This is a genomic window from Streptomyces sp. NPDC045846 (assembly GCF_056431605.1).
The window spans coordinates 186553-211944 of record NZ_JBWKKJ010000001.1 but is presented as its reverse complement, the minus strand read 5'-3'; the positions used below and the strand labels follow the sequence as shown (position 1 = coordinate 211944).

Annotated in this window: 24 protein-coding genes; 8 read left to right on the top strand and 16 right to left on the bottom strand. The window is 70.6% G+C overall.

The window, feature by feature from the left end:
• Positions 1–198: 198 nt before the first annotated feature.
• Complete coding sequence (locus tag AC07F3_RS00960) at positions 199–1440, top strand: L,D-transpeptidase (protein ID WP_479109158.1); 1242 nt, start codon at positions 199–201, stop codon at positions 1438–1440.
• A gap of 111 nt (positions 1441–1551) precedes the next feature.
• Positions 1552–3159 (top strand): CocE/NonD family hydrolase, encoded by a 1608-nt coding sequence (locus AC07F3_RS00955; protein WP_479109156.1) that lies wholly within the window; start codon positions 1552–1554, stop codon positions 3157–3159.
• 55 nt (positions 3160–3214) lie between these two features.
• On the opposite strand, the gene AC07F3_RS00950 is transcribed toward AC07F3_RS00955, so the two are convergent.
• From AC07F3_RS00950 to pcaDC, 8 genes are all read right to left on the bottom strand, one after another.
• On the bottom strand, positions 3215–4099 hold the full coding sequence (locus tag AC07F3_RS00950) for an amino acid ABC transporter permease (protein ID WP_479109154.1): 885 nt from the start codon (positions 4097–4099) through the stop codon (positions 3215–3217).
• Positions 4096–4740, bottom strand: coding sequence for an amino acid ABC transporter permease (locus AC07F3_RS00945; RefSeq protein WP_479109152.1), 645 nt, complete (start codon positions 4738–4740; stop codon positions 4096–4098). Before AC07F3_RS00945 ends, AC07F3_RS00950 begins: the two co-directional genes overlap by 4 nt.
• A 7-nt stretch (positions 4741–4747) precedes the next feature.
• A complete protein-coding gene (locus AC07F3_RS00940; RefSeq protein WP_479109150.1) occupies positions 4748–5653 on the bottom strand; it encodes a glutamate ABC transporter substrate-binding protein in 906 nt (301 codons plus the stop codon).
• Between the two features lie 18 nt (positions 5654–5671).
• Positions 5672–6415, bottom strand: a complete 744-nt coding sequence (locus tag AC07F3_RS00935) for an amino acid ABC transporter ATP-binding protein (protein WP_479109148.1) — start codon at positions 6413–6415, stop codon at positions 5672–5674.
• 147 nt (positions 6416–6562) lie between these two features.
• Positions 6563–6997, bottom strand: a complete 435-nt coding sequence (locus AC07F3_RS00930; protein ID WP_114036194.1) for a DUF6278 family protein — start codon at positions 6995–6997, stop codon at positions 6563–6565.
• Between the two features lie 83 nt (positions 6998–7080).
• Positions 7081–7860, bottom strand: a complete 780-nt coding sequence (locus AC07F3_RS00925; protein WP_479109146.1) for an exodeoxyribonuclease III — start codon at positions 7858–7860, stop codon at positions 7081–7083.
• Between the two features lie 30 nt (positions 7861–7890).
• Positions 7891–8529: an MBL fold metallo-hydrolase gene (locus AC07F3_RS00920; RefSeq protein ID WP_479109144.1), complete on the bottom strand. Its 639-nt coding sequence runs from the start codon at positions 8527–8529 to the stop codon at positions 7891–7893.
• 44 nt (positions 8530–8573) lie between these two features.
• Entirely contained in the window at positions 8574–9872 is a 1299-nt protein-coding gene (gene pcaDC, locus AC07F3_RS00915; RefSeq protein WP_479109142.1) for a bifunctional 3-oxoadipate enol-lactonase/4-carboxymuconolactone decarboxylase PcaDC, read from the bottom strand.
• A 305-nt stretch (positions 9873–10177) separates the two neighbouring features.
• Between pcaDC and AC07F3_RS00910 the strand changes: the two genes are divergently transcribed.
• The 5 genes from AC07F3_RS00910 (at position 10178) to AC07F3_RS00890 (ending at position 15843) form a co-directional block, all read left to right on the top strand.
• Positions 10178–11470: a helix-turn-helix domain-containing protein gene (locus AC07F3_RS00910; RefSeq protein ID WP_479109140.1), complete on the top strand. Its 1293-nt coding sequence runs from the start codon at positions 10178–10180 to the stop codon at positions 11468–11470.
• Positions 11471–11483: 13 nt separating this feature from the next.
• Positions 11484–12242 carry a toll/interleukin-1 receptor domain-containing protein gene (locus tag AC07F3_RS00905; RefSeq protein ID WP_479109138.1) on the top strand — a complete coding sequence of 253 codons (759 nt, stop codon included), beginning with the start codon at positions 11484–11486 and terminating at the stop codon, positions 12240–12242.
• Positions 12239–14254, top strand: a complete 2016-nt coding sequence (locus AC07F3_RS00900; RefSeq protein ID WP_479109136.1) for a hypothetical protein — start codon at positions 12239–12241, stop codon at positions 14252–14254. Before AC07F3_RS00905 ends, AC07F3_RS00900 begins: the two co-directional genes overlap by 4 nt.
• Complete coding sequence (locus AC07F3_RS00895) at positions 14251–15321, top strand: hypothetical protein (protein ID WP_479109134.1); 1071 nt, start codon at positions 14251–14253, stop codon at positions 15319–15321. The genes AC07F3_RS00900 and AC07F3_RS00895 overlap by 4 nt, the downstream gene beginning before the upstream one ends.
• 72 nt (positions 15322–15393) lie before the next feature.
• Complete coding sequence (locus AC07F3_RS00890; protein WP_479109132.1) at positions 15394–15843, top strand: hypothetical protein; 450 nt, start codon at positions 15394–15396, stop codon at positions 15841–15843.
• A 991-nt stretch (positions 15844–16834) separates the two neighbouring features.
• Here the strand turns inward: AC07F3_RS00890 and AC07F3_RS00885 are convergent.
• Both AC07F3_RS00885 and AC07F3_RS00880 read right to left on the bottom strand, forming a co-directional pair.
• The gene (locus AC07F3_RS00885) at positions 16835–17557 is read right to left on the bottom strand and encodes a dienelactone hydrolase family protein (protein WP_479109130.1); all 723 of its coding nucleotides are present in this window, start codon (positions 17555–17557) and stop codon (positions 16835–16837) included.
• Positions 17558–17666: 109 nt separating this feature from the next.
• The gene (locus AC07F3_RS00880; protein WP_479109128.1) at positions 17667–18254 is read right to left on the bottom strand and encodes a cysteine hydrolase family protein; all 588 of its coding nucleotides are present in this window, start codon (positions 18252–18254) and stop codon (positions 17667–17669) included.
• A gap of 74 nt (positions 18255–18328) precedes the next feature.
• Between AC07F3_RS00880 and AC07F3_RS00875 the strand changes: the two genes are divergently transcribed.
• The gene (locus AC07F3_RS00875; protein WP_479109126.1) at positions 18329–19333 is read left to right on the top strand and encodes a GlxA family transcriptional regulator; all 1005 of its coding nucleotides are present in this window, start codon (positions 18329–18331) and stop codon (positions 19331–19333) included.
• A gap of 201 nt (positions 19334–19534) precedes the next feature.
• Here the strand turns inward: AC07F3_RS00875 and AC07F3_RS00870 are convergent, their stop codons facing one another.
• The 6 genes from AC07F3_RS00870 to AC07F3_RS00845 all read right to left on the bottom strand — a co-directional run bounded on the left by AC07F3_RS00870 (position 19535) and on the right by AC07F3_RS00845 (position 25369).
• The gene (locus AC07F3_RS00870) at positions 19535–20122 is read right to left on the bottom strand and encodes a hypothetical protein (RefSeq protein ID WP_479109124.1); all 588 of its coding nucleotides are present in this window, start codon (positions 20120–20122) and stop codon (positions 19535–19537) included.
• Positions 20122–21291, bottom strand: coding sequence for an ROK family glucokinase (locus AC07F3_RS00865; protein ID WP_479109122.1), 1170 nt, complete (start codon positions 21289–21291; stop codon positions 20122–20124). The genes AC07F3_RS00870 and AC07F3_RS00865 overlap by 1 nt, the downstream gene beginning before the upstream one ends.
• Before the next feature lie 76 nt (positions 21292–21367).
• On the bottom strand, positions 21368–22222 hold the full coding sequence (locus AC07F3_RS00860; RefSeq protein ID WP_479109120.1) for an ATP-binding cassette domain-containing protein: 855 nt from the start codon (positions 22220–22222) through the stop codon (positions 21368–21370).
• The gene (locus AC07F3_RS00855; protein WP_479109118.1) at positions 22219–23256 is read right to left on the bottom strand and encodes an ABC transporter permease; all 1038 of its coding nucleotides are present in this window, start codon (positions 23254–23256) and stop codon (positions 22219–22221) included. The genes AC07F3_RS00860 and AC07F3_RS00855 overlap by 4 nt, the downstream gene beginning before the upstream one ends.
• Positions 23253–24266: a sugar ABC transporter substrate-binding protein gene (locus AC07F3_RS00850; RefSeq protein ID WP_388973804.1), complete on the bottom strand. Its 1014-nt coding sequence runs from the start codon at positions 24264–24266 to the stop codon at positions 23253–23255. Before AC07F3_RS00850 ends, AC07F3_RS00855 begins: the two co-directional genes overlap by 4 nt.
• 98 nt (positions 24267–24364) lie before the next feature.
• Positions 24365–25369: a sugar ABC transporter substrate-binding protein gene (locus AC07F3_RS00845; protein ID WP_479109116.1), complete on the bottom strand. Its 1005-nt coding sequence runs from the start codon at positions 25367–25369 to the stop codon at positions 24365–24367.
• Between the last annotated feature and the right edge of the window lie 23 nt (positions 25370–25392).

Genomic DNA, 25392 nt, shown 5'->3' with positions numbered 1-25392 from the left:
GTGGCCTCCCAAGTGCGCCCCGCCGTCGGCCCGTCGGGGATGCCCAGGATGCTCACAGCGATCCATGACCGGCCCGCGCGCCGTATGTGACGGGACGATGACCGTTCCTCTGCGGTCTTTGTCACACACCGAATTCAGAGTTTGCGAGCACTTTTCGCAACCTAAAGTCCAGCTGGTGACTCTCACCCAGGGAAAAGCATGTGCTACGGAGGTTTCCAGTTGAGCCGCATACGCCGCCACACCCTGCCCCGCCGGGCCCGCCTCGCCGCGATCGCCGGCACGGCAGTCCTCGCCGCCGCTCTGACCGCCTGCGGGGGCGGCGATTCCTCGTCCGGCGGCGCGAAGTCCGACCTCAAGGCCGACAAGAAGACCGAGATATCGGTGAACCTGACGGGCCGGCAGGCGAAGGCGGGGCAGCCGGTGACGGTGACGCTCGCCGACGGCAGGCTCCAGAGCGTCACGGTCACCGCCGCCAAGGACGGCGGCAGGCTCGACGGGAAGATATCCGCCGACGGCCGGACCTGGACCTCCGACCGGGTCGCCGCACCGGGCACCTCGTACGCGATCGAGGCCAAGGACGACAAGGGCGGCAGCGCGAAGGCCGACTTCGCCACGGCGGCGCCCGAGAAGGTCAACAAGGTGAGCATGGTCCCGGGGAAGGACTCGACCGTCGGCGTCGGCCAGCCGGTCTCGATCGTGTTCGACCACCCCGTGAAGAACAAGGCCGAGGTGGAGAAGCACCTGAAGGTGACGACCTCCGACAACACCGAGGGGTCCTGGGGCTGGATGGAGGACTACTCGGGCAACGCCCGGGTCGACTGGCGCCCCAAGGACTACTGGAAGTCCGGCACCCGGGTGACCCTGGAGGCCGACCTCAACGGGGTGGACTCGGGCGCCTCCGGCGGCTGGTTCGTGAAGGACTACAAGACCAACTTCACCATCGGCAAGAACCAGCTCGTCAAGGTCGACCTCGACGGCCACCGCCTCAAGCTCTACCGCGACGGCCAGTTGGTGAAGGACATCGCGATGTCGGCGGGCACCCCCGGCGGCGACAAGGCGTCGTGGCGCGGCAAGACCGTCCTGATGGCGAAGGAGGGGACGATCAACATGAACTCGGAGACCGTCGGCCTCGGCAGCGCCTACAACAAGATGGTCGACTACTCGATGCGGCTCACCTGGTCGGGGATGTACGCGCACGCCGCGCCGTGGAACGCCGGCTACTTCGGCTCGGCCAACAAGAGTTCGGGCTGCATCGGCATGAGCGACGCGGACGCCAAGTTCGTGTACGACTCCGTGCAGGTCGGCGACCCGTTCGAGATCACCGGTGACGACGCCAAGGGCACCCAGGCGCTCAACAACGGCTACGGCGAGTGGAATCTGACGTACGACGCCTGGAAGGCCAGGAGCGCGCTGGCGGGTGGCGGCGCCACCGCCAACTGACACGCCGTCCAACAATCGTTACCCTCGCGTAACTTACCGACCAGTTACCCCGGGTAAGGCTTCGCGGTTACCGTCGGGTCACTTTGCACCGGCGCGAGCGAGGAGCGATGCATGGCCCCCCACCACCTGTCCGGCCGACCGTCCAGGACCACGGCAGCGGCTCTCACCGTCGCGGCCCTGTTCGCGGGCGCGGCCCTCGGCCTCGCGCCCGCGGCCGGGGCCGCCCCGGCGAGGGCCGCGGCCATCGCCCCGGCGAGCGTCGGCCCGACGTTCCACGACCTCCCGGGCTCCGGCGGGATCACCCTCAAGGGCAACGTGTTCACGCCCGCCGGGGCCAGGCCGGGCGACCGGTACCCGCTGATCGTCTTCCCCACCAGCTGGGGCATGCCCCAGATCGAGTACCTCGCGCAGGCCCAGAAGCTCGCGGACGCGGGCTACACCGTGGTCAGTTACACCTCGCGCGGCTTCTGGCTCTCGGGCGGCGAGATCGAGGTCGCGGGCCCGCCGGACATCGCCGACGTCTCCTCGGTCATCGACTGGGCACTGGCCCACACCCCCGCCGACCCGGCCAGGATCGGCATGGGCGGCGTCTCGTACGGCGCGGGCATCAGCCTCCTCGCGGCCGGACACGACAAGCGGATCAAGGCGGTCGTGGCGATGAGCGGCTGGGCCGACCTCATCCAGTCCATCTACAGCGGCCGCACCCAGCACCTCCAGGCCGCGGCCCTGCTGGGGGCCGCCGGGCAGCTCACCGGCCGCCCCAGCGCCGAACTGAACCGGATCCTCAAGGAGTTCCTCGGCTCCGACCTGGCCAAGGAACAGGACATGATCGACTGGGGCCGGAAGCGCTCCCCCGCGGCGTATCTGGACCGGATCAACGAGAACGGCGCCGCCCTCATGCTGGGCAACGCGTGGGGCGACAGCCTCTTCCCGCCCAACCAGTACGCCGACTTCTTCACCCGGCTGACCGGCCCCAAGCGACTCGAATTCCGCCCGGGCGACCACGCCACGGCCGAGGCGACCGGCCTGCTCGGCCTGCCCAACGACGTGTGGACGGACGCCCACCGCTGGTTCGACCACTACCTCAAGGGCGCCGACAACGGCATCGACAGGGAGCGGCCCGTCCAGCTCAAGTCCCGGTCGGACGGCTCCTACGAGGGCTATCCCGACTGGCAGGCGGTCGGCGCGGCCAAGGAGACACTGCCGCTGTCCGGCACCCAGCGGATCTGGGCGAACGTCGACTCGGGCGCCGACGGCGGAGTCATCTTCCTGTCCAGCATCCTGGACCAGTTCGCGAAGCTTCCGCCCATGGCGTCGATCCCGCTGCTGCCGCGCTCCTTCGCCGCGGTGTGGCAGTCGGGGACGTACGGCGAGGACCGCAGGATCCGCGGTACCGCGAAGCTGCACACCACGCTCACCTCGACCAAGGAGAGCGGCACCCTCGTCGCATACCTCTACGACGTGGGCCCGCTCGGCCTCGGCAAGCTGGTCAGCAACGCCCCCTACACCTTCCACGAACAGACGCCCGGCCGGCCGTTCCCCGTCGACCTGGAGCTCTTCTCCACGTCGTACGACGTTCCGGCCGGCCATCATCTGGCACTGGTGGTGGACACCGTCGACCCGCTCTACATCGAGCACAACCCGCTCGGCGCGCAGCTGACCTTCTCCTCGCCCGCGTCAGACCCGTCGTGGCTGACGGTCCCTCTCCGCGAGGAGTGATCACCGGCTGCTGCCGGGTGGGTTCCTGCCCCTCAGCTACTGCTCCCCCGAGGACTCAAGGTCCAGGGGGGACCCCCCTCGGCAGCAGGGTCCCTGGTTCGGCCGGTGCGACGTCCACGGCCTCCGTCTTGGGATTGCGCTTCTGTCTCCTGGCCATCCAGGTGGCGAACCAGGAGAGCAGCATGCACATCCCGATGTAGATCGGCGAGATCACCATCACCACGGGGATGAACGGCAAATCGTAGTCGAGATTCGACGCGATGAGCTTCCCCGCGTGCAGGAACTCCTCATAGGTGATCAGGTAGCCGAGCGAGGTGTCCTTCAGGGCGACCACCAGCTGGCTGATGATGGTCGGCAGCATCGCCCGGATGCCCTGCGGGACCAGCACGTACGTCATGACCTGCGTCTTGCGCATGCCGAGTGAGAATGCCGCCTCCTTCTGGCCGCGTTCCACGGAGTTGACGCCGGTTCTGAAGACCTCGGCGAGCACCGAGCCGTTGTAGAGGGTGAGCCCGGCCACCAGGGCGGGCAGCGGCTGCACCTTCAGCGCCACGAAGATGAAGAAGATCATCACGAGGACGGGCATCGCGCGGAAGAACTCGACGAGCAGTGTCGCGATCCAGCGCAGCGGCCGGTGGTCGGAGAGCCGCCCGGTGGCGAGCACCGCACCGAGCGCAAGCGAGAGCACCGAGGCGAACGCGAAGGCCCGCAGCGTATTGCCGAGTCCGCGGAGCAGCAGCTCCTGGATGCCCTTGTACTCGAAGGGCGTCCACTTCGCGGCGGTGAACTGGTCGGTGTCGAAGAGGAGATAGGCCACCCAGCCGAACAGGGCGAGGATCAGGAGCGTCGAGATGACGCCGTAGACCAGGTGCCGCTGCTGGGTCCGGGGCCCGGGGAAGTCGTAGAGAGCGGTGGAGTCCTTGGCCAGTGGCGCGGTCATCGGGCGACTCCCCAGCGCTGTTCGAGAAGGTTGAAGACGGCGCTGATGAAGAGCGTGATGATCAGGTAGCCGATGGCGATCCAGACGAAGGTCCAGATGATGTTGTAGCCGAGCTCGCTCAACGTCTTGTAGGTGCCGAGGAGTTCGGTGACGCTGAACGCCCCGGCGATGGCGGAGTTCTTCGCGAGTGCGATCAGCGTGGAGCCGATGGGCGGGATCACCGAGCGGAACGCCTGCGGAAGCACCACCGTGGACAGCGTCTGGCCGAAGGTCATCCCGAGGCTTCTGGCCGCCTCGCCCTGGCCCTTGGGCACGGTGTTGATGCCGGAGCGCAGCGCCTCGCAGATGAACGAGGAGGTGTAGCAGCCGAGCGCGATCACGGCGAACAACTGGAAGGGCAGCACCAGGCCGAAGCGCGGCAGTCCGAGCAGCACCGCGAAGAACAGCAGGGTCAGCGGGGTGTTGCGCAGCACGGTCACCCACACCGTGCCGAGCACCCGGAACGAGCCGACCGGCGAGACCCGGCAGGACGCCATGACGAAGCCGAGCACCAGCGCCAGGACCGAGGCGTACACGGTCAGTTCGACGGTGCCGAGGAAGCCCTTGCCGTACAGCGAGAAGTTCTTGGTGAGTACGTCCATTGCGGCCTCAGCTCGCCGGGTAGCGGTCGATGGGCGGGGCGGGGGCCGCGGGGCGCCCGGACAGGCCGAGCGTCGCGGCGTAGGCCTTCTTCCAGTCGCCGTTCTTCTCGTGGGTCTCGATGGCGTCGTCGAGCGCGAACCGCAGCGTGCTGTCGCTCCGGGGGACGCCGACGCCGTACGGCTCCTTCGAGAACGGCTTGCCGACGACCTTGAGTTCGTCGGGCACCTTGGCCGCGTAGCCGCTCAGGATGGTGTCGTCGGTGGTGACGGCGGCGACCTGGAAGGTGAGCAGGTTGTCCACGCACACGGAGTACGTGTCGTAGGCGACCATGTCGACCTTCGGGTAGTCCTTCTCCATCCGCTGGTACGGGGTCGATCCGGCGGCCGAGCAGACGCGCTTGCCGTCGAAGTCCCGCGGGGCGCTGACGCCGTTCTCGTCCTTGCGGACCAGCAGGCCCTGACCGGCCAGGTAGTACGGGCCCGCGAAGCCGACCAGCTTCTTGCGGTTGTCGTTGATGGTGTACGTGCCGACGTAGTAGTCGATCTGGCCGTTCTGCAGGGCGGTCTCGCGGTTGGCCGAGGCGATCGTCTTGAACTCGATGGTCTTGGGGTCGAAGCCGAGGGAGGCGGACATCATCTTGGCGATCTCGATGTCGAAGCCGGTGTAGACGCCGGTGGCCGGGTCCTTCTCACCCAGGTAGGGCTGGTCCTCCTTGGCGCCGACGACCAGGTGGCCGCGGCTCTTCGCCCGCCGCCACACCGCGGACCCGGACAGGTTGGTGTCCTTGGCCACCGTGTAGTGCGGCAGCAGTTCGGCCTTGGGGCCCTTCACCGGCGGGCTGCCCGACCTGCCGCAGCCGGCCACGGCCAGCGTGAGCAGCAGGGCGGCCAGCGCGCGTCGTTTGGCCATCATCGTTGCGTACACCCCCGCTCAGTGCTTGAGGATCTTGGAGAGGAAGTCCTTGGCCCGGTCGCTCTGCGGGTTGGTGAAGAAGTCGTCGGGGGTGCGGTCCTCGATGATGCGTCCGTCGGCCATGAACACGACGCGGTTGGCGGCGGAGCGGGCGAAGCCCATCTCGTGGGTGACGACGACCATGGTCATGCCGTCCCGGGCGAGCTGCTGCATGACCTCCAGCACCTCGTTGATCATCTCCGGGTCGAGCGCCGAGGTGGGCTCGTCGAAGAGCATGACCTTGGGGTCCATGGCCAGGGCGCGGGCGATGGCCACGCGCTGCTGCTGGCCGCCGGAGAGCTGGGCGGGGAGCTTCTCCGCCTGGGTGGCGAGGCCGACCCGGTCGAGCAGTTCGCGCGAGCGCCGGTCGGCGTCCTCCTTCTTGCGTCCGCGGACCTTGATCTGGGACAGCGAGACGTTGGCGAGGACGGACTTGTGGGCGAAGAGGTTGAACGACTGGAAGACCATGCCCACTTCGGCCCGGAGCTGGGCGAGGCCCTTGCCCTCTTCCGGGAGGGGTCTGCCGTCGATCGCGATGGAACCCGACTCGATCGTCTCCAAGCGGTTCATCGTCCGGCAGAGCGTCGACTTGCCCGAGCCGGACGGGCCGATGACCACCACCACCTCCCCGCGCCCGACGGTGAGGTTGATGTCCTGGAGGACGTGCAGCTTCCCGTAGTACTTGTTGACGTCACGCAGCTGGATCAACGGATCGACGGCCATACGCTGTCCTGCCCACTCATCGCTGTGTCGAGGTCAGCGCAAACTATCCAGCCGGGTAGGGGACTTCATCTCGACACGCACGAATAGGGCATAAACCGTATTTTGACCATGGTGGCCCAGTGGGCGCAGGGGCGGCGGGACCGCCCGTCAGGCCTCCGAGGCCTCGGCGTACACCTGGAACAGCTCGGGAGCTCCGGTCGCGGCCCAGGTCAGCCCCGCGTCCACCACGTCGATCTCGCGCCCGGAGGCGAGCCGCACCACCGGCTGGCCGCTGGGCCACACGTCCCAGCTGGCGCCCGGGATCGTCCGCACGATGACGGTGCCCAGGTACAGACCGGCGTCGTTGCCCAGCCAGGGCAGTTCCTCCGGGTCCTCGCGCCAGCGCGGGGGCAGCTGGTCGAGCGCCTGCAACGACGTCGGGGTGTCGTCGAGTTCGAGCTTGTTCTGCCAGGCCCTGGTCCGCAGCAGCTCGCACTCCGCGAGCATCTCCGCGACGCCCTCCGGGTCCTCCCTGACCGCCGCGTGGACCGCCACCCCGGGCGCCGTGGTGTGCCGCTTTCGCCAGCTCTGGAGGAAGTTCATACGATCCAGACTCCCATTCGAGGCTCGGTTGCACTACCAGGCACGCGGGGTGCCGATGCGACGCCGGGACGGGCGCCCGGCCCTCACACCTCCAGGTCCACCACGACCGGCGCGTGGTCGGAGGCGCCCTTGCCCTTGCGCTCCTCGCGGTCGACGTAACTGTCCTTGACCGCCTTGGCGAACGGCTGGTTCCCGTAGACCAGGTCGATGCGCATGCCGCGGTTCTTCGGGAAGGCGAGCTGGCGGTAGTCCCAGTACGTGTAAGGACGGTCGTACTTGAGCGGGCGCGGCACCACGTCGGACAGGCCCGCCTCGCGCAGGGCCGCCAGCGCGGCCCGCTCGGCGGGGGTGACGTGGGTGAGGCCCGCGAAGACCGCCGGGTCGTAGACGTCCTCGTCGGTCGGGGCCACGTTGAAGTCGCCCAGCACCGCGAAGGGCCGGGGGCCCGCGGCGTCCTCGGCGACGGCCGCCTTGAGGGCCTCGAACCAGCTCAGCTTGTACGCGTAGTGATCGTGCTCGACCTCGCGGCCGTTGGGCACGTACACCGACCAGAGGCGGACCCCGCCGCAGGTCGCCGAGATGGCGCGCGGCTCCTGCGCGCCCTCGTAGTCGGGGCCGCCGGGCAGCCCGAGCACGACGTCGTCGAGGCCGACCCGGGAGACCAGGGCCACCCCGTTCCACCGGCCGGTGGCGTTGACGGCGGACTCGTAGCCGAGCTCGCGCAGCTCGGCGGCGGGGAAGCCCTCGGCGGTGGTCTTGGTCTCCTGGATGCACAGCACGTCCGTGCCGGTGCTCTCCAGCCAGGCCAGCAGGCGGGGCAGCCGGGCGGTGATCGAGTTGACGTTCCAGGTGGCGATGCGCATGGATCCCAACCTACCGCCCGGCTCGGACACTCACAGTTCCGTCGAGTCCCCCGGCGTCAGGCGGGCGTGATCGGCGCCGCCCAGGCCTCCGATCTGCGCGTCGTAGATGGGCCGGGCGAGATCGGTGAGCAGGGCGTCGTGGATGTCGATGGCACGGCGCGGCTTGACCTCGCGCACGTAGTCGATGACCTCGGAGATCTTGTTCCACGGGGCCATCACGGGCAGCATCAGGGTGTCCACCGCGTGGTCGGGGACGGTGAGCGCGTCCCCGGGGTGGAAGACCGAACCGTCCACCAGGAAGCCGATGTTGGTGATGCGCGGGATGTCGGGGTGGATCACCGCGTGCAGCTCGCCGTGCACCTGGACGTCGAACCCGGCCGCGCTGAACGCGTCGCCGTGCCCGACCGTGTGGACGCGGCCGGGGAAGGCCGCCGAGATCTTCTCCGCGACGCTGCGCAGGGTCCAGATCTCGGCGGCCGGGTTGGCTTCGAGGCCGCTGCGCAGGCGCTCCTCGTTGAAGTGGTCGAGGTGTTCGTGGGTGACCAGGATCGCGTCGGCACCGAGCGCCGCGTCCTGCTCGCTGAAGGTGCCCGGGTCGATGACGAGGGTGCGTCCGTCCTTCTCCAGCTGGACACAGGCATGGGTCTTCTTGGTCAGCTTCAGGCTCATGCCCCCATCCTGCTCCCGACCCCCCGCCCGAGCACAAGATCAAGTCATTCCCGGAACGTCGTTTCCTCCCGGATGACCGCCCCCGCGACGCGGAACGCGGCGCTCGCAGCGGGAACCCCGCAGTACACGCCGGTCTGGAGCAGCACTTCCTCGATCTCGTCGGGGGTGAGCCCGGCGCGCAGCGCGGCCCGGGTGTGGGCCGCGAGGTCGTCGAGGTGACCGCCCGAGGCGAGCGCGGTCAGCGCCACCACGGCCCGGGTCCGCCGGTCGAGGCCCTCCCTCGACCACACCTCGCCCCAGGCGTGACGGGTGGTGAGCTCCTGGAAGCCGCTGCCGAAGCCGTCGGTGGCGGCCGTCTCGGCGTCCACCTGCGCGTCGCCCAGCACCTCGCGCCGGACCTTCATGCCGAGCTCGTACGGGTCCGGGCCCGCGGGCGGCTCGACGGCGGCGGGGGCCGCGGGGGCCGCCTCCTCGGCCACGGCCTCCGGCGTGAGCGGGACCGCCGGCGGCGCGAGGGGCACGGGGGCGGCGGGCGGCACCGGCATCGCGGTGAGCCCGGTCGTCGCGTCGGGCGCGGCCTGCCAGGCCGTCGAGAAGTGGCGTACGAGGAGATCGGTGACGGCGGCCGGCTGCTCGACCGGGGCCAGGTGGGAGGCGCCCGGCACCACGGCGAGGCCGGCGCCGGGTATCCCCGCGACCAGGGTGCGCGCGTCCCCGGGACCGGTCACCCGGTCCTCGGCGCCGACCAGGGCGAGCGTGGGGGCGGTGATGCGGCCGAGGTCGGCCCGGATGTCGAAGGCGGCGAGCGCCTCGCAGGCCGCTATGTAGCAGGCGGGGTCGGTGGTGCGGACCATCTGCACGGCCCATTCGACGATCGCGGGCTGGGCCGCGGCGTACGCGGGAGTGAACCAGCGCTCGGGCGCGGAGCGGGCCATCGGGTCCATGCCGTTGGCCCGGACGATCACCCCGCGCTGGCGGAACTCGTCGGCGGTGCCGAACCGGGGCGAGGCGGCGACCAGCGCCAGCGAGGCGACCCGGTGCGGGTGGCGCAGCGCCAGATCGGCGCCGATCGCCCCGCCGATGGAACAGCCGGCGTACCCGAACCGCTGGACGCCGAGCCCGTCGAGGGTGGCGATCAGCCGGTCGCCGAGCTCGGCGACGGAGTGGGCCGGCTGCGCGGGCGCCCCACCATGCCCCGGCAGGTCGAACCGCACGACCCGCCAGGCGCCGGCCAGCTCGGGTATCTGGCGGTCCCACATGTGCCAGGTGGTACCCAGCGAGGGACCCAGGACCAGGACCGGGGCGTCCTCTGGCCCGTCAACGCGGTATTGCAAGGTGTTCATCGGTGTCTCGCTCACCCGCCCGAGCCTCTCACGTCTCACGAGACCTCACACGGCCGGGGGAATCCGGCGGGTCTCACCCCTGCCTGGCTCGCACGCCCTCCCAGTCACTGCGCCGCGGAGGTTCCCCTTTGGGCACGGCTTCCAGGTCGTCCGGTTCTCCGGTCCTCCCTGCCATGCATGTCGCGTTCCCATGCCGGAGAAGGAAACGGGAAACAGCATCGATCGCCTTGTCCGCCCCGGCCCGACTGCCGCACGCTTTCGTGCAGCGCCGACTCTGCCGTAGGCGGGAGGAGTTGGAGGTTTCCGTGCCACAGCCGTCCACCGGGTTCGGCGAGAAGTTGAGGAAGCGGCGTCTGGAGGCAGGGCTCAGTCTCACCGCCCTGTCTGGCTCCGTGCACTACAGCAAGGCGCAGTTGAGCAAGGTGGAGCGGGGCCTCAAGGCCCCCAGCCGTGACCTCGCCCGCCTGTGCGACGCCGCCCTCGGGGCCGGCGGGGCCCTGCTGGCCCTGCTCGCACCAGAGTCCACCGACCCACCCGTCGATCCGGCGCCGGGCCATGTCTACGAGGAGGACTGGATCATGCAGTTGTCGCCGGACGGACCGAACACCTTCCAGCCCTTGAGCCGACGTGAAGTCATGGGCGCCGGTGCCGCCTCGCTGATGACGTGGCGGACCGACAGCGCGGGCCCGGCCTCGCCGGCCGCTGGCGCGGAAATGCTGGAAGCCTCCCGCTCGCTGTTCACCCACTACCGCAGACTCGGCCAGACGGTGGCGCCCGGTCTGCTCCTGCCCGTTCTGATCGCACAGATCCATACCCTGCGGGAACTGTCCGCCCACTGTGACAGCGGCACCCGTCGCCACCTGCTGGCCCTCGGCTCCCGGTACGCCGAATACGTCGGCTGGCTGGTGCAGGAGACCGGAGACGAGCGGGCGGCTCTGTGGTGGACGCAGCGCGCGGTCGATCTGGCGGCCGCCGGCGGCCACCAGGCACTGGCGGGTTACGCGCTGGTCCGCCGGGCCCTGATCACGCTGTACCGGGACGACGCCGAGCAGACGGTCGCTCTGGCCCGTCGCGCGCAGAGCAGGGACCTGCCTCCGCGAATCCGTGGGCTCGCCGCACAGCGCGAAGCCCAGGGCCACGCCCTTGCGGGTGACCACCGGGCCTGTCTGGACGCGCTGCATCGCGCGCGTGCCCTTCTTTCTCTCCAGGACGAAGGGACCGATGAGCCGGTGATCGGCACCATGCACCTTCCCGATCCGGTCGGCATGGTCACCGGCTGGTGCCTGGTCGATCTCGGGCGGCCGCGCGAGGCGAGCGAGGAACTGGACCGACAACTCGCCCTGGTCGGCGGGGACGCGGTCCGCACCCAGGTCAGGTACGGCGTCCGCCGCGCACTCGCCTACGCGTCGGCCGGCGAGATCGACCACGCCTGCGACCTGGCGGCGCCCCTGCTCGACGGGGTGGAGGCCGTGGGTTCCGCCACGGTCACGACCGACCTGAGGCGGCTCGCCCGCGCCCTGGCGCGCCACGCGAACCATTCCTCCGTACGCCGACTGGGACCGCGACTCGGCACGTTGTCGCGCCCGTCCACCATCTGAAGGAGTCACTGGCATGCCCCATGTGTTCATCAACTATCGCACCGGCGACGGCGAGCGGACCGCTGCCCTCCTCGACCAGGAGCTGTCACGTCGCTTCGGCCAGGACCGCGTCTTCCGCGCGTCCAGGTCCATCGCCCCAGGGGACGCCTACCCCGAAGTTCTCCTGACCGCGTTACGCCACAGTTCCGTGCTGCTGGCCATCGTAGGACCGGACTGGGCGAACTTCCGCAGTCGGCTTCAGGATCCCGACGACTGGGTGCGCAAGGAGATCGAGGCCGCGTTCGAGTGCGGGCTCGTCGTCGTTCCCGTTCTGGACGGCCGCAAGACCGACCGGCTGAGCAAAGCGGCCCTGCCCCCGGAGCTGGCCCGGCTCGCCGATCTGCAGTCCGTACCGTTCGACAGCACCCACGACACCGAGGCCGGCGTCCAGCGTATCGGTGATCTGATCGCCGAGCTGGTGCCCGAGCTGCGGGACCTGATCGAGCCGAGCGAGCCGTCACCGGCGTCGACCACCGTGCACAACTCGATCGGGGACGTGAGCGGAACGTCCGTCCAAGCGCGCGACTTCAGCGGTGACGTCGGCGGCACGATCGTGAAGAACTCCCACGGCACGGTCCACACGGGAAGCGGCAGCGTCTACAACAACTCACGCCATGTGTCGGGCGACCGCTACATCTCGGGCACCGGGACGACGTACGCCGAGGGCGACCACCAAGGGGACGTCCACCAGACGTTCGGGGAGCCGGAGCGGCCCCAGGACGACCGACGGTGAGCGCAGAACACACCACCCGGGTCGAGAGTACCCGGGGCGTCACGCACACGGGCGACGGCCACATCTTCGTCAGCCTCGGTGCCACTGCCCATGAACCCCGAAAGCCGGTCTTCCGGCAGCTTCCCGACGACCAACTGCGCTGGACGAGAAGGGTGTTGGTCGCTCCGGTCAACATGGGCAGGGCCCGCACGACGCTTGAGGAGACGGGCACCGTCATCCTCGACGGTGCTCCCGGCTGCGGCCGCTCGGCCACGGCTCGCGTACTGTTGCGCGAACACCACCGTCCCGGCGGGGCCTTCCGCGAACTCCTGCAAGACGAGCGGGACGAGCTGCCGCTGCACGACCCGGCTTTCGTCGACCCGGGCGACCGGCTGCTGCTCGACCTGTCCACCGCGAAGACCGGTCTGTGGCATGCGGCGCGAGGCGACCTGCCTGCCCTGCGCCAGACGGTGCACGAGCGGCGGGCCCATCTCGTCGTCGTCATGCCGCACGACGGGGCCCTCGATCCCGACCTCCAGCGCTACCGTGTCGAGATCGGACCACCAACCTTCCCCATGGAGGTTCTCAGACGCCACCTGCGCGCCCACGGCGTGCCGTGCGAGCAGTTTCTACGGAACGACGTCACCGTCGACGAGTTTCTGAGCGAACGCAAACCCATGCGGGAGCTCGCCGACTTCGCCGACCGCATACGCCGGGCCCGCGAAACGGCCGGTCCCGGCGAGGAGTTCCCTGCGTGGTGCGCGGCCGCGAAACGTGCGCGCGCCGGGCGCCGCGCCGAAGTCGCAGACCGCGTCGCCGGTTTGCCCGACGCCTCCCAACGCGCCCTGATGATCGCCGTGTCCATGCTCCACGGCTCGCACGCCGACGTCGTCCACCGGGCGGCCGCGCTTCTGCTGAGCACGGTCGGGGCTCCCGAGGAGGAGACTCCGCTCCTCCAGCGAAAGGACCTCGCCCAGCGGCTGTCGGAGATCTCGGCCCGCTCCTGGCCGGACGGTCGCGTGCGATTCACCGAGCTGGACTACGACTCCGCCGTTCGCGCCCATTTCTGGGACCACATGCCCGACCTACGGCCCCACCTCGGCGCGTGGGCCGCGCGGGTCATCGAGTCGAGCGACCCGCATCTCGTGCCGGACGTCCGCGACGGACTGGTGGCCCGGCTGGCGGGCGAGTACCTGCGGACCGGGCGGGCGGACGCGCTCGCCGCCCTCGCCGAACAGTGGAGCGCGCAGGGAGCGGGCAGAGCCCGGTCGGAGGCCGCGGTCCAGGCGCTCACCTGCGGGCTCGCGGACCCCGCGCATGGCAGGGACTTCCGCGAACGGATCTACCAGTGGTGCGCGTACCGCCGGCTGACCGATGAGTTCGCCCAAGTGCTGGTCCAGGTCTGCGCCGATGTTCTCGCGCCGGACCATCCGGACCACGCCCTGATCCGACTGCACCATCTCGCCCGGCGTGAGCGCGGCACGGCCCATGCGCTGCAACCCCTGTGCGACCTGGTGGCCGGCAGCCGACGGCTGCGCCGAAGGCTGCTCGACCGGCTGGCACGCGGCGACCTCGCACCGACTGACCTGGCTATCTTTCTGCGCGTCAACGATCCGGAGCCGCTCACGGACCGCTCCGTCACCACCCGCGCGCTGGTCGACGAGGACGGTGTACGACGCTCACTTATCACGTGCTGGCGAGCCGTGCTGATCAACGTGGTGTCACGGCCGGAAGGACGACGCGTGGCATCACGGGCCCAGATACAGAGCTGGCTGCACTGCGCGGCGGAGGGCGCCGGTGACAAGGGGGAGGTCCTCCTCGACCTGCTGGTCGCTGCCGCCGACCGATGCGGGGAGGACCGGGGCGCGGCGTTCGCCGCGTTGTACGCGTCCGCGCGCCAGGCGGAGTGCGCTTCTCCGGGCGCCGGTGCCCAATCCGCCGAGACGACCGACCTGTTGCTCCACAAGATCGGCGTGGCACAGAACCTCGGTCCTGCCGCCCCGTCGGCATCGGCCAGAGGAGCTCGACCATGACGACCGCGCGCAAGACGACGACCGTGTTCCTCACTGTTCTGTGCGGCCTGCTGCTGACCATCGTCGGCCTGGTGCAGCGATGGCCCGGCTGGACCTGGCCGGCGCTGGCCGCGCTTCTTCTCGTCCTGCCCGCGGTAGCCTTCCGGGTGGCCTCGCAGCGCCGAGGCCCGGTGCCGGTCAGCTTCGAGGAGCAGCTCACGGCCGCACCGGTGGAACGGACCGAGTGCCGCGTCAACCGAGTCGCGCTCCCGAGCCTCTGGGACGACTACCACTTCGTCTTCTCGGCGACCGTGCGGTGGTGCTTCCCCGACGGTCCGGGGCGCGGCACGGTCGTCAATCCGGCCGGCCTCGCCGTCGACGCGGTCCTCAGCCGGGCCCGCGCGATTGCCGAGAAGCGGGAACCCGGCCACACCTCGCTTCTTGAGCACGAACTCGGCGGCGCCCTCAGCCACATGTGCCTGGATTCCACGGGCCATCTCCAGGCGATGGCGGAGGACATCAGCCTCACGTTGCCCGACGAGGACCAGGAGCGTCTGGACCGACTCGCCGACGTACGCAAGGACGAGGCGGTCTGGGAGCACCAGCGCAAGTACGAGCAGAGCAAGCGCCGGTATCTGGGCGAGGATGTTCTCAAGGACACCGGCAGCGCCGTCGTGTGGTGGCTCACCAAGAACGACGAGCACGTGGCGAAGACCGTGGCCGACCTGCCCTTGCTGGCACAACTGACCTCCGCTGCCAACGACACCGACATCCCCGAGCGCCTGCTTGAGATGCTGCCGAGCAGGCCGGGAGGACCCGGGAGGCCGGACATCGGCACAGAGTCTGCCGATCTCCCGGCCCGTGAGCCCTCGGCTGCGGACCACCTGTCGGGGTTCTTCGAGGCTATGGGCCTTACGGAGGACGACGACCGGCGGGCGATGCTGGCCCGACAGTTCTCGCAGCTCATCGAGCAGCACAACCGCCACGAGACAGCAGAGGACCTCCTACGCCGATTCGATCCGCCGAGGCCTCCCGCCCCCGAGACCGGAGCGAAACCGGCCCCCGTCCCGCCGGCCGAGACGGCCTGACCGCCGACCGCCGACCGCCGACCGCCGACCGCCGACCGCGACATTTCACCCCTGCGCATCCAGGAGGACACGATGGAAGCCGAACTGGCCGCAATGGCGGCATCGGGAGCCACCACCCTGGTCTCCCTCATGGTCACTGATTCCTGGACTCACGCCCGCGCAGTGATGGGCCGGTTCCTGGCACGTGGGGGCACAGACACCACCGCGATCACCGATCTGGACGACGCGCGTGCGCGGCTACTCCTCACCGGCACCACGGCGGACGAGCGCGCCGCGTCCGGCATCGCGGCCGAGTGGCAGATCCGTCTCTGCGGGCTGGTGGAAACCGGGGCGCTCACGGGCGAGGACCTGAGCGCTCTCGAAGCGTCGCTGCGCCGGCTGACTGCCGCCGCAGCGGGTCGCCCGGCAACGGTGCGCAACACCGTCTCCGGCGGTACCCAGCAAGGTCCGATCGTCCAGGCCGGCACCGTCACCGGCCTGGCTCTCCCGCCCGGTCCGTCCCCGCGCGGGGAACACGGCTGAAGACCGGCCGGGTGTCCTGTCCACGCCGGGCTCCCAACCTCTTACGCCGCCTGCCGTCCTTCACTGGTGGTCGGTCCGCGAACGGACGGCCCTGCCGCGGGACCCCAATCATCGCCGAGGGCGGTTACCGGGGCACCGGCCTGCTCATCCGGCACCCGACGACGGGACCGGACCCACCTCAGCCGCGACGGGAAGCCGAGAACGCCACCCACCGCCGGGTGCGAGCAGGTGTCGAAGGCGCTCACACACATCCCATGCGAGACACCCTCTGGACGACCCGGTTCGTCGTGCTCCACCCATCCGTGACCGGGGCGCGCCCTGCGCGGCGCGGATCCCTGCCAACGAGCGAGCGGGTGCGTTCGCACATCAGACGCACCCCCAAAGTGCTCCAGGAACCCGGACCACATGAGGCGCCGACCGCCTCACCGCGCGAGCGCAGCCCATCTCACGACGAAGCCGCACCGGAGCGTTCCAGTGCGGCTTCGTCGCCGTACGGTCTGCGCAAGAGGTCCCTGCCAGGGGGCTTCCCGAGCGCTGAACGTCCGTGGAAGGTCTCTCCAACATGTGCCATGTCGTGCCGAGCGAGGGACCGATGACGAGTACGGGGGCGTCCTCGGGCCCGTCGAGGCGGTATTGCAGGGTTTCATTCGTCGTCGCACTCACCCCCCTACGCTCCCATATCCCGCCGCCGCGACCGCGGCCGCGTACCCCGCCGGGGCCGGGGGTGCGGCCGCTCGGGCCCGCGGGCCGCCGCGCGCTCCCGTCGTGCGCCCGGATGCGGTGCTCCTGCCAGAACACCGTCAGGTCCGCGCCGGTCGCCGCCTGCGCGGCGCGTGTGAAGGACCCGTCTGCCGAGACGCCGTACCCGTGGCCGCGGGTATAGCGCCGCGGCATCGCCTCCCTCGCCGGAAGTCCAACTGCTGCCCAGAGAGGTGGAGTTGAACCCCTCGGAGCGGAAGGGAGGCCGCCGTGCCGCCGTTTGCCGTAGTGGTTACCCCGTCACGGGCACGCACTCGGCGAGCAGGTCGACGACGTCGCGCCAGGCTCGCCGCGCATGCCGGGGGTGGTATCCGACGCCGGGGAGCACGGTGTGGTCGACCGTCGGGTGGTGGAAGGCGTGCAGGGCGCCGCCGTAGACGACGAGGCGCCAGTCGACGCCCGCCGCCTGCATCTCGGCGGCGAACGCGTCCCGTTGGGCGTACGGCATGATCGGGTCTTCCGAGCCGACCCCGGCCCACACCGGGCAGCTGATGTTCGCCGCCTCGCCCGGTCGGCCCGTGGTCAGGGCGTTGACGGTCCCGATCGCGCGCAGGTCGGCGCCGTCGCGGCCGAGTTCCAGCGCGATCGCGCCCCCGGTGCCGTAGCCGACGGCGGCGATCCGGTCGGGGTCCGTCCGCGGTTCGGCGCGCAGCACGTCCAGGGCCGCGTGGCCCATGGCCCGCATGCGGTCGGGGTCGGCGAGCAGCGGCATGCAGCGGGCCAGCATCTCCTCGGGATCGCCCAGATAGCGCCCGCCGTGGAGGTCGAAGGCCAGGGCCACGTAGCCCAGTTCGGCGAGCGCGTCGGCCCGCCCGCGCTCGACGTCGCTGAGCCCCGTGCCCTCGGGGCCGAGCAGTACGGCGGGCCGGAGGCCGTCGCCGGCCGGGAGCGCGAGGTGACCGAACATCGTCAGCCCGTCGGCGGGGTACTCGATCGTCCGCGTGGTGATCGTCATGACAAGGGAGCGTAGGGAGCGTGGAGCCCGGCCGGTGCGGTGTTCGTTCTCGGGAGAATCGCCGAGAACGAACAGGACGCGGTCCGCCCGGGCTCACCGGTGCCGGGGCTCAGGGCCGGGCGGCCGCGGCCAGTTCGCCGGTCGTCACCACCCGGGCGAAGCCACCGCCGTGCAGGGACACCGCGGTGGCCCGCGCCAGTTCGGCGGCGGTCAGGTGCCAGCCGTTCGGGCCGGTCAGGTCGAAGGTGTGGGTGGCGTCGAGGGCGACCAGTACGTCGTAGCCGAGGTTGCCGCCCATGCGGGCGGTGGTCTCCACGCACATGTTGGTCTGGATGCCGGCCAGCACGATCTGGGTGATGCCCGCCGTCTTGAGCCACGCGTCGAGGTCGGGGGCGCCGTAGAACGCCGAGTTCACCGACTTGGTGACGAGCAGCTCCGGCCCCTCGCCCCTGCCCCGCCGCTCCTCGACGTAGTCCTTGAAGCCGTTGCCCTCGTGCCCGGCCCGCAGTGGTGAGCCGGGCTTGTCCGAGTCGTGCCGTACGAAGACGACGGGCCGGCCGGTGTCCTGCCAGGCCGCGATCAGGGAGGCGATGTTCCCGTCGGCCGCCGGGTTGTCGCGCGGGCCCCAGAACTCCGTCTCGTCGAAGCCCTTCTGTACGTCCACCACTACCAGCGCCGCGTTCTGCGTGATCTCCATGCCCATGATCCTGCCGCCGGTCAGGCCTCGTTCCCAGGAGGCAGGAAGACAGCGCTCGATGGTTTACTGCCAAGATGACCCGACCGGCCCCGGCCCACCGCATCGCGCTGCTCGCCTTCCCCGGCATCCGGGCCTTCGACGTCTCGGTGATCACCGAGGTTTGGGGCGCGGACCGCACCGACCGCGGGGTGCCCGCCTTCGAGCTGCGCCGGGTGGCGGCGGGTCCCGAGCCGGTCCCGATGCGGGGCGGGCTCGCGCTCACCCCCGACCGCACCCTGGCCTGGCTGCCCCGCGCCGAATTGATCCTGGTGCCGGGCCTGGACGACCGCCTCGCCCCGGCGCCCGAGCCGGTCCTCGCGGCGCTGCGCCGCGCCCACGCCCGGGGCACCACCATCGCCGCCCTGTGCGGCGGGGCGTTCACCCTCGCCCAGGCGGGCCTGCTCGACGGCCGCCGGGCGCTCACCCACTGGGCGCTGGCCGACCTGCTGCGGGCCCGGCACCCACGGGTGCTGGTCGAGGCGGAGGCCCTGTTCCTGGAGGACGGCAACGTGTGGACGTCCGCCGGGACGGCCGCGGGCATCGATCTGTGTCTGCACCTGGTGCGGTCCGCCCATGGCGCGGAGGCGGCCGCGACGATCGCCCGCTCCATGGTCACGGCGCCCTTCCGGACCGGCACCCAGGCCCAGTTCATCGAGCACCCGACCCCGCGCGCCGACCGCGACGCGGACGCCCTGGCCGCCGTGCGCGCCTACGCCCTGGCGCACCTGGACGAGCCGCTCACCGTGGCCGCGCTCGCCGCCCGCGCCGGGATGTCGCCGCGCTCCTTCGCCCGGCACTTCACGGCGGCCACCGGCACCACCCCGCTGCGCTGGCTTCTTGAGCACCGCGTCGCCGCCGCGCAGAAGCTCCTCGAACGCACCGACCTGCCCATGCCGGAGGTTGCCCGCCGGTCCGGCTTCGGCAGCGAGGTCACCATGCGCCAGCACTTCGCGACGCGCCTCGCCACCAGCCCGCACGCCTACCGGGCCTCGTTCGCCGCAGCGGGCACCCCGCGCCGGGGAGGGCCCGGGTCTGCCTGACTGGGCGTCGGCCCGGCGGACAGGAAGGCGTACGTCACCAACGAGCGGGGCTTGTCCGTGTCGGCCGTCCATCTCGAACGGGCCGTTGCGGCAGCGAAGTTCAAGGGGCCGGGAAGCGGGGCCCGCCGCCTGCGGCGACGGCGCGCACGTCTGCGCGGGCCTACGCGTTCCACGAACCCGGCACCGGCTCCGTGCCCTCGGTCAGGGAGTCGCCGTGGAGACCACGAAGACGACCGGCTTGTCCGGGTCGGTCTCGTCGACGGTGATGTTCTGGGTCGGCAGCGGGTCCTTCTGGGCGTGGGTGGTGCCCGCCCAGTCGTGGCCCGCCGGGAACGTCCAGCCCACCTTCGCGGCGTCCTCCGGGGCGATGGTCACGTCGCCCGGCTTGAGCGCGGCCGTGCTGGTGCCGCCGTCCTTCATGAACTCCGCGAGGCCCGCCGCGCTCGTCTTGAACTGGACGTACAGCTTGCTGACCTTCCAGCTGTTCGTCTCGTAATAGGCGACGGCGACCGCGTCGTCGGGGACCGGTACGTCGTAGATGCGCCGCTGGGTCTTGGACGGCCAGTCGTTCTGGAGGCCGTGGGCCGCGGCCCCGGACTCCTTGTCGCGGCCGCTGGTGCGGCTCTGCTCGGCGGAGATCGCCAGGTACCCCGCGGGCACGCCGATGAGCAGCACGATGATCACGGCGGTGATCCAGCGCCGCCGGATCATGTGCTGCCGGGTCTCGGGGGGCTTCTCGTCCGGCGGCGGGGACTGGCGCGGCACCGCGGGGCGGTCGGAGGGGGTCATCAGTCGGATTCCTGGGTGGTGCGGGGGGCGGCCGTCCTGCGGACGGCTTCGGCGGCCTTGGCGTACCGCTCGTAGCGCTCCACGCGGCGGCGGTTGGCGCGGCGGAAGCGGCGGGCCACCAGGCGGGCGAGGTCGGCGGCGCCGACCATGCCCGCCTCGGGGCCCAGCTGCGCCTTGGCGATCCTGGCCTCGGGGCGGTAGCCGCGGCCGGTGAGGTGGCGCTTGAAGGCGTCCCTGGCGGGCCCGATGAGGAGGTCGTCGGCGGCGCTGACGCCTCCGCCGATGACGAAGCACGAGGGGTCGAGGGCGGCCGCCAGGTTGGCGATGCCGACGCCGAGCCACTGGCCGATGTCCTGGAGGAGCTCGACGCACATGGCGTCGCCCTCGCGGGCCAGCTCGGTGATGAGCGGCCCGGTGATCTCGGGGATGTGCCCGCCGACGCGCTCGATGATGTTGTACGCCACCGGGGAGTCGGCCGTGGCCAGCTCGCGGGCCTCGCGGACCAGGGCGTTGCCCGAGCTGTACTGCTCCCAGCAGCCGCGGTTGCCGCAGGCGCAGCGGTGTCCGCCGGGCACGACCTGCATGTGGCCGAACTCGCCGGCGACCCCGTACTTGCCGCGCTTGACCTGCCCGTCCTCCAGGATCGCGCCGCCGATTCCGGTGCCCAGCGTGATCATGACCAGGTGGTCCTCGCCGCGTCCGGCGCCGAAGCGCCACTCGGCCCAGGCGGCCGTGTTGGCGTCGTTGTCGACCATCACGGGGACGGCGAGGCGGGCCTGGAGGGCGTCGCGCAGCGGCTCGTTGCGCCAGGCGAGGTGCGGGGCGAACAGGATGGTGGAGCGGTCGGCGTCGACCCAGCCCGCCGCGCCGATGCCCACGGCGTGCACGTCGTGCCGGTCGGAGAGGTCGAGCACCAGCTCGGTGATGGTGTCCTCGACGACCTTGGGGCTCTTGGACTTGTCCGGGGTCTCCGTGCGGAGCTTCTCCAGGATGTTCCCGTCGGCGTCCACGACACCGGCCATCACCTTCGTACCGCCGATGTCGATCCCGACGGTGGGGACCCGGGGCGCCGTCAGGTGCGAGCGGCGTTCCCGGGTGCCTACGGTGCGCAGCACGGTGGCCCGGGCGGATCCCCGGTGGGCTAGGGCGAAGTCGCGGTACGTGGTCATCGGGGCCGATTCTGCCACCCCTGGGGAACGCGGACCTCGCGCGGAGGGGCCGCCCCGGTGGCCCGGGGCGGCCGCTTCACTCGCTGTCGGAGGGCCCGCCGAGGTGGCCGGGGGCGGGGGCGCGCTGGAGCTCGTGGCTGAGCTCCTCCAGCTCGCTGCCGCCCGCCATCTGGCGCGTGAGCTCGTCCAGGGTGATGTCGGAGCGCAGGTGGCTGCCGGTCATCGTGCCGCGCTTGAGGAGCACGAACCGGTCCCCGACGAGGTAGGCATGGTGCGGGTTGTGCGTGATGAGAACCACGCCGAGCCCGGCGTCCCGGGCGGCCGCCACGTACTTCAGAACGACGCCCGACTGCTTCACGCCGAGCGCAGCGGTCGGCTCGTCGAGCACCAGGACCTTGGCCCCGAAGTAGACCGCGCGGGCGATGGCGACGCACTGGCGCTCACCGCCGGACAGGGTGCCGATGGGCTGGTCGACGTCGCGCAGGTCGATGCCCATGCGCAGCAGCTCCGCGCGGGTGGTGGCGCGCATCTTCTCGACGTCGAGGCGCTTGAAGGGGCCCTTGCCCTTCGTGGGCTCGGAGCCGAGGAAGAAGTTGCGCCAGACCGGCATCAGCGGGACGACGGCCAGGTCCTGGTAGACGGTGGCGATGCCGCGGTCCAGGGCCTCGCGCGGGTTGTTCAGGGAGACGTCCTCGCCCTCGATGCGAAAGGCGCCGGCGTCGTGCCGGTGCAGTCCCGCGATGATCTTGATGAGGGTCGACTTGCCGGCGCCGTTGTCACCCAGGACGCAGCTGATCTCTCCGGCGTGGACCTCCAGGGAGACCCCTTCGAGGGCGCGGATGTTGCCGTAGTACTTGCTGACGTCGTCGAGCTCGACGAGCGCGGTCCGCCCGTCCCGCTCCGCGTCCGTCTGCTCCGGGGTCGTTGTCATGCTGTCGCCTCCGCCCGCTTGCGCACCCACGCGTTGAGCAGGGTGGCCAGCAGGAGCATCGCTCCGAGGAAGAACTTGAACCAGTCCGGGTTCCACTCCGCGTACACGATGCCCTTGCTGGTCATGCCGAAGATGAAGGCGCCCACGGCGGAGCCGATCGCCGAGCCGTAGCCGCCGGTGATCAGGCAGCCGCCGATGACGGCCGCGATGATGTAGATCAGCTCGTTGCCGACGCCCTCGCCGGACTGCACCACGTCGAAGGAGAACAGCAGGTGCTGGCCGGAGACCCAGGCCGCGAAGGCGACGCCCATGTAGAGGCCGATCTTCGTCTTGAAGACCGGTACGCCGACCGCGCGGGCCGCGTCCGCCTCTCCGCCGACCGCGAAGATCCAGTTGCCGAAGCGGGTCCGCAGCAGGATCCAGGTGGCGACCGCGATCAGGGCGAACCACCACAGGATGGTGACCTTCAGGTCGACCGAGCCGACGGTCAGCTGGGAGGCGAAGAGCTTTTTCGCGGACTCGAAGCCCTCCATGTCGGCGATGGACTTCGTGGAGACCGTGCCGCTGATCAGCTTGGTGAAGCCGAGGTTGAGACCGGTCAGCATCAGGAACGTGCCGAGCGTGATGATGAAGCTCGGGAGCTTGGTGCGGGTCAGCATGAAGCCGTTGAACGCGCCGATGGCGAGGGTGACGAGCAGGGAGACCCCCACGCCCACCCAGACGTTCGCCGTCATCTGATAGCTGAACATGGACGAGACGAGAGCGGACGTCGTCACCAGGACGCCCGCCGACAGGTCGAACTCGCCGCCGATCATGAGCAGCGCCACCGGCACCGCCATGATGCCGATCGTCGAGGCCGCGTACAGCACGGTCGAGAGGCTGGAGGGCTGAAGGAAGCTGCCCGCCACGACCGAGAAGAAGAGGAAGACGGCTCCGGCGCCGACCACCGAACCGAGTTCGGGGCGGCCGATGATCTTGCTCCAGACCGAGCGCCGCAGCAGCCGCTCGTCCCCGGCGATGTCGGTCGCGCTCATCGCGTCCCCCGCTTCGTGTACGCCTCCAGCTGGGCGGCCTGGTCCTTGGTGATGATCTGGGGTCCGGTCAGGACCGGGAGTCCACCGCCGAGCACGTCGGCGTTGTACTTGTACAGCCAGAGCAGGTCCACGGCCTCGTACCCCTGGAGGTAGGGCTGCTGGTCGACCGCGAAGCCGAGCGTGCCGGCCTCCAGGGCGGTGGCCACCTTGGCGTTCAGGTCGAAGGTGTCGACCTCGGCCGAGCTCCCGGCGGACTGCTTGGCCTTGACGGCCGTGTCCGCGAAGGGCGCGCCGAGGGTGACCACCGCGTCGATGGACGGGTCGGCCTGGAGCTTGGCCTCGATGGAGGACTGCACGTCGGGCATGTTGGTGCCGGTGACGTAGAGGTTCTGGACCTCGCCCTTGAACGTCTTCTTGGTGCCCGCGCAGCGCTGCTCGTGGCCGACGTTGCCCTGCTCGTGCAGGACGCAGAGCGCCTTCTTCCTGCCCCGCTTGGTGAGTTCGTCGCCGACGGCCTCGCCCGCGATGGTCTCGTCCTGGCCGATGTGGGTGAGCGCCCCGAACTCCTTGGACTTCTCCGAGCCCGAGTTCACGGTGATCACCGGGATGCCGGCCTTCTCGGCCTTGGCCACGACGTCCTTGAGGGCGTCCGGCTTCGCGAGCGTGACGATGAGGGCGTCGACCTTCTGGTCGATGGCGGCCTGCACGAACTGGGCCTGCTGCTGACCCTGGTCGCTGTGCGAGTAGAGGAAGTCGATGTTGTCCTTGACGGCCGCCTGCTTGGCGCCGCTCTGGACGATGTCCCAGAACGTGTCGCCGTCGCCCGAGTGGGTGACCATCGCGAACTTCCAGCGGGGCGTGTTCACCGCGGCCCTGCCCTCGGCCTGCGCGGACTTGCGCGCGTCCTCGGCGCGCTTGCCGCCCGTGCTGCTGCACCCCGCCAAGGAGGCCCCGAGCACCGCTGCCAGCACCGCGCCCATGACGCGTACCCCTGTCCGAACCCTTGCCACGACGCCGTGCCCTTCTTGCTGTACCACCGGGTGCCGCCGGGGCTGGTTCAGACCTGCCCCGGCCGCCCAAGTATGGGTCACGCGGGGTCGGCGGGCGATCATCGGGTACCGCGGGCGGTGTACTTCTCCAGCGTCGGCACGTCCTTCTCGGTGACGATCGCGGGCCCGGTGAGGACCGGCCGGCCGCCGCCGATCACGTCCCCGTTGGTCTTGTTCAGCCACAGTTCGTCGACCGCGAGGTAGCCCTGGAGGTAGGGCTGCTGGTCGACGGCGAAGCCGATCTCCTCCGCCTTGAGCTGCTTGGTCACGGCCGCGTTCAGGTCGAAGGTGTCGATCTCGGCCGTGCTGTTCGCGTCGCCCTTCGCCTTGACCGCGGCCGCCGCCATCGGCGCGCCGAGCGTGACGACCGCGTCGATGTCCTTGGCCGACTGGAGCTTGGCCTCGATGGACGAGGTGGAGGCGGGCGTGTTGGTGCCGTCCACGTTCAGGTTCTCCACGCTGCCCCGGAACGTCTTCTTCACACCCGCACAGCGCTGTTCGAGCGAGACGTTGCCCTGCTCGTGGAGGACGCAGAGCACCTTCTTGCGGCCCCGCCGGGTGAGCTCGTCGCCGACCGCCTCACCGGCCACGCCCTCGTCCTGGCCGATGTGGCCGAGCGCCCCGACCTCCTTGGAGGAGTCGGCGCCCGAGTTGATGGTGACGACGGGTATCCCGGCGGCGACGGCCTTCTTGACCACGTCCTTGACGGCCTCGGGCTTGGCGAGCGTCACGACGAGGCCGTCGACCTTCTGGTCGATGGCGGCCTGCACCAGCTGCGCCTGCTGGTTGCCCTCCTTGTTCGCGGAGTACAGGAAGTCGACGTTGTCCTTGGCGGCCGCCTGTTTCGCGCCGCTCTGGACGATGTCCCAGAAGGTGTCGCCCTCGCCGGAGTGGGTCACCATCGCGATCTTGAGGCGGGGGGTGCTCACGGCCTTGCCGCCGCTCGGCGACCCGGAACCCTTGTCCTCGGAGCTCTTGCCGCCCGAGCTGCTGCACCCGCCGAGCGCGAGCGCCAGTGCGGCGACGGCCACGGCCGCCGTGGTTGCCGTGCGGGGTGTGCGCATGGGTTCCGCCTTCTGTCCCGGCC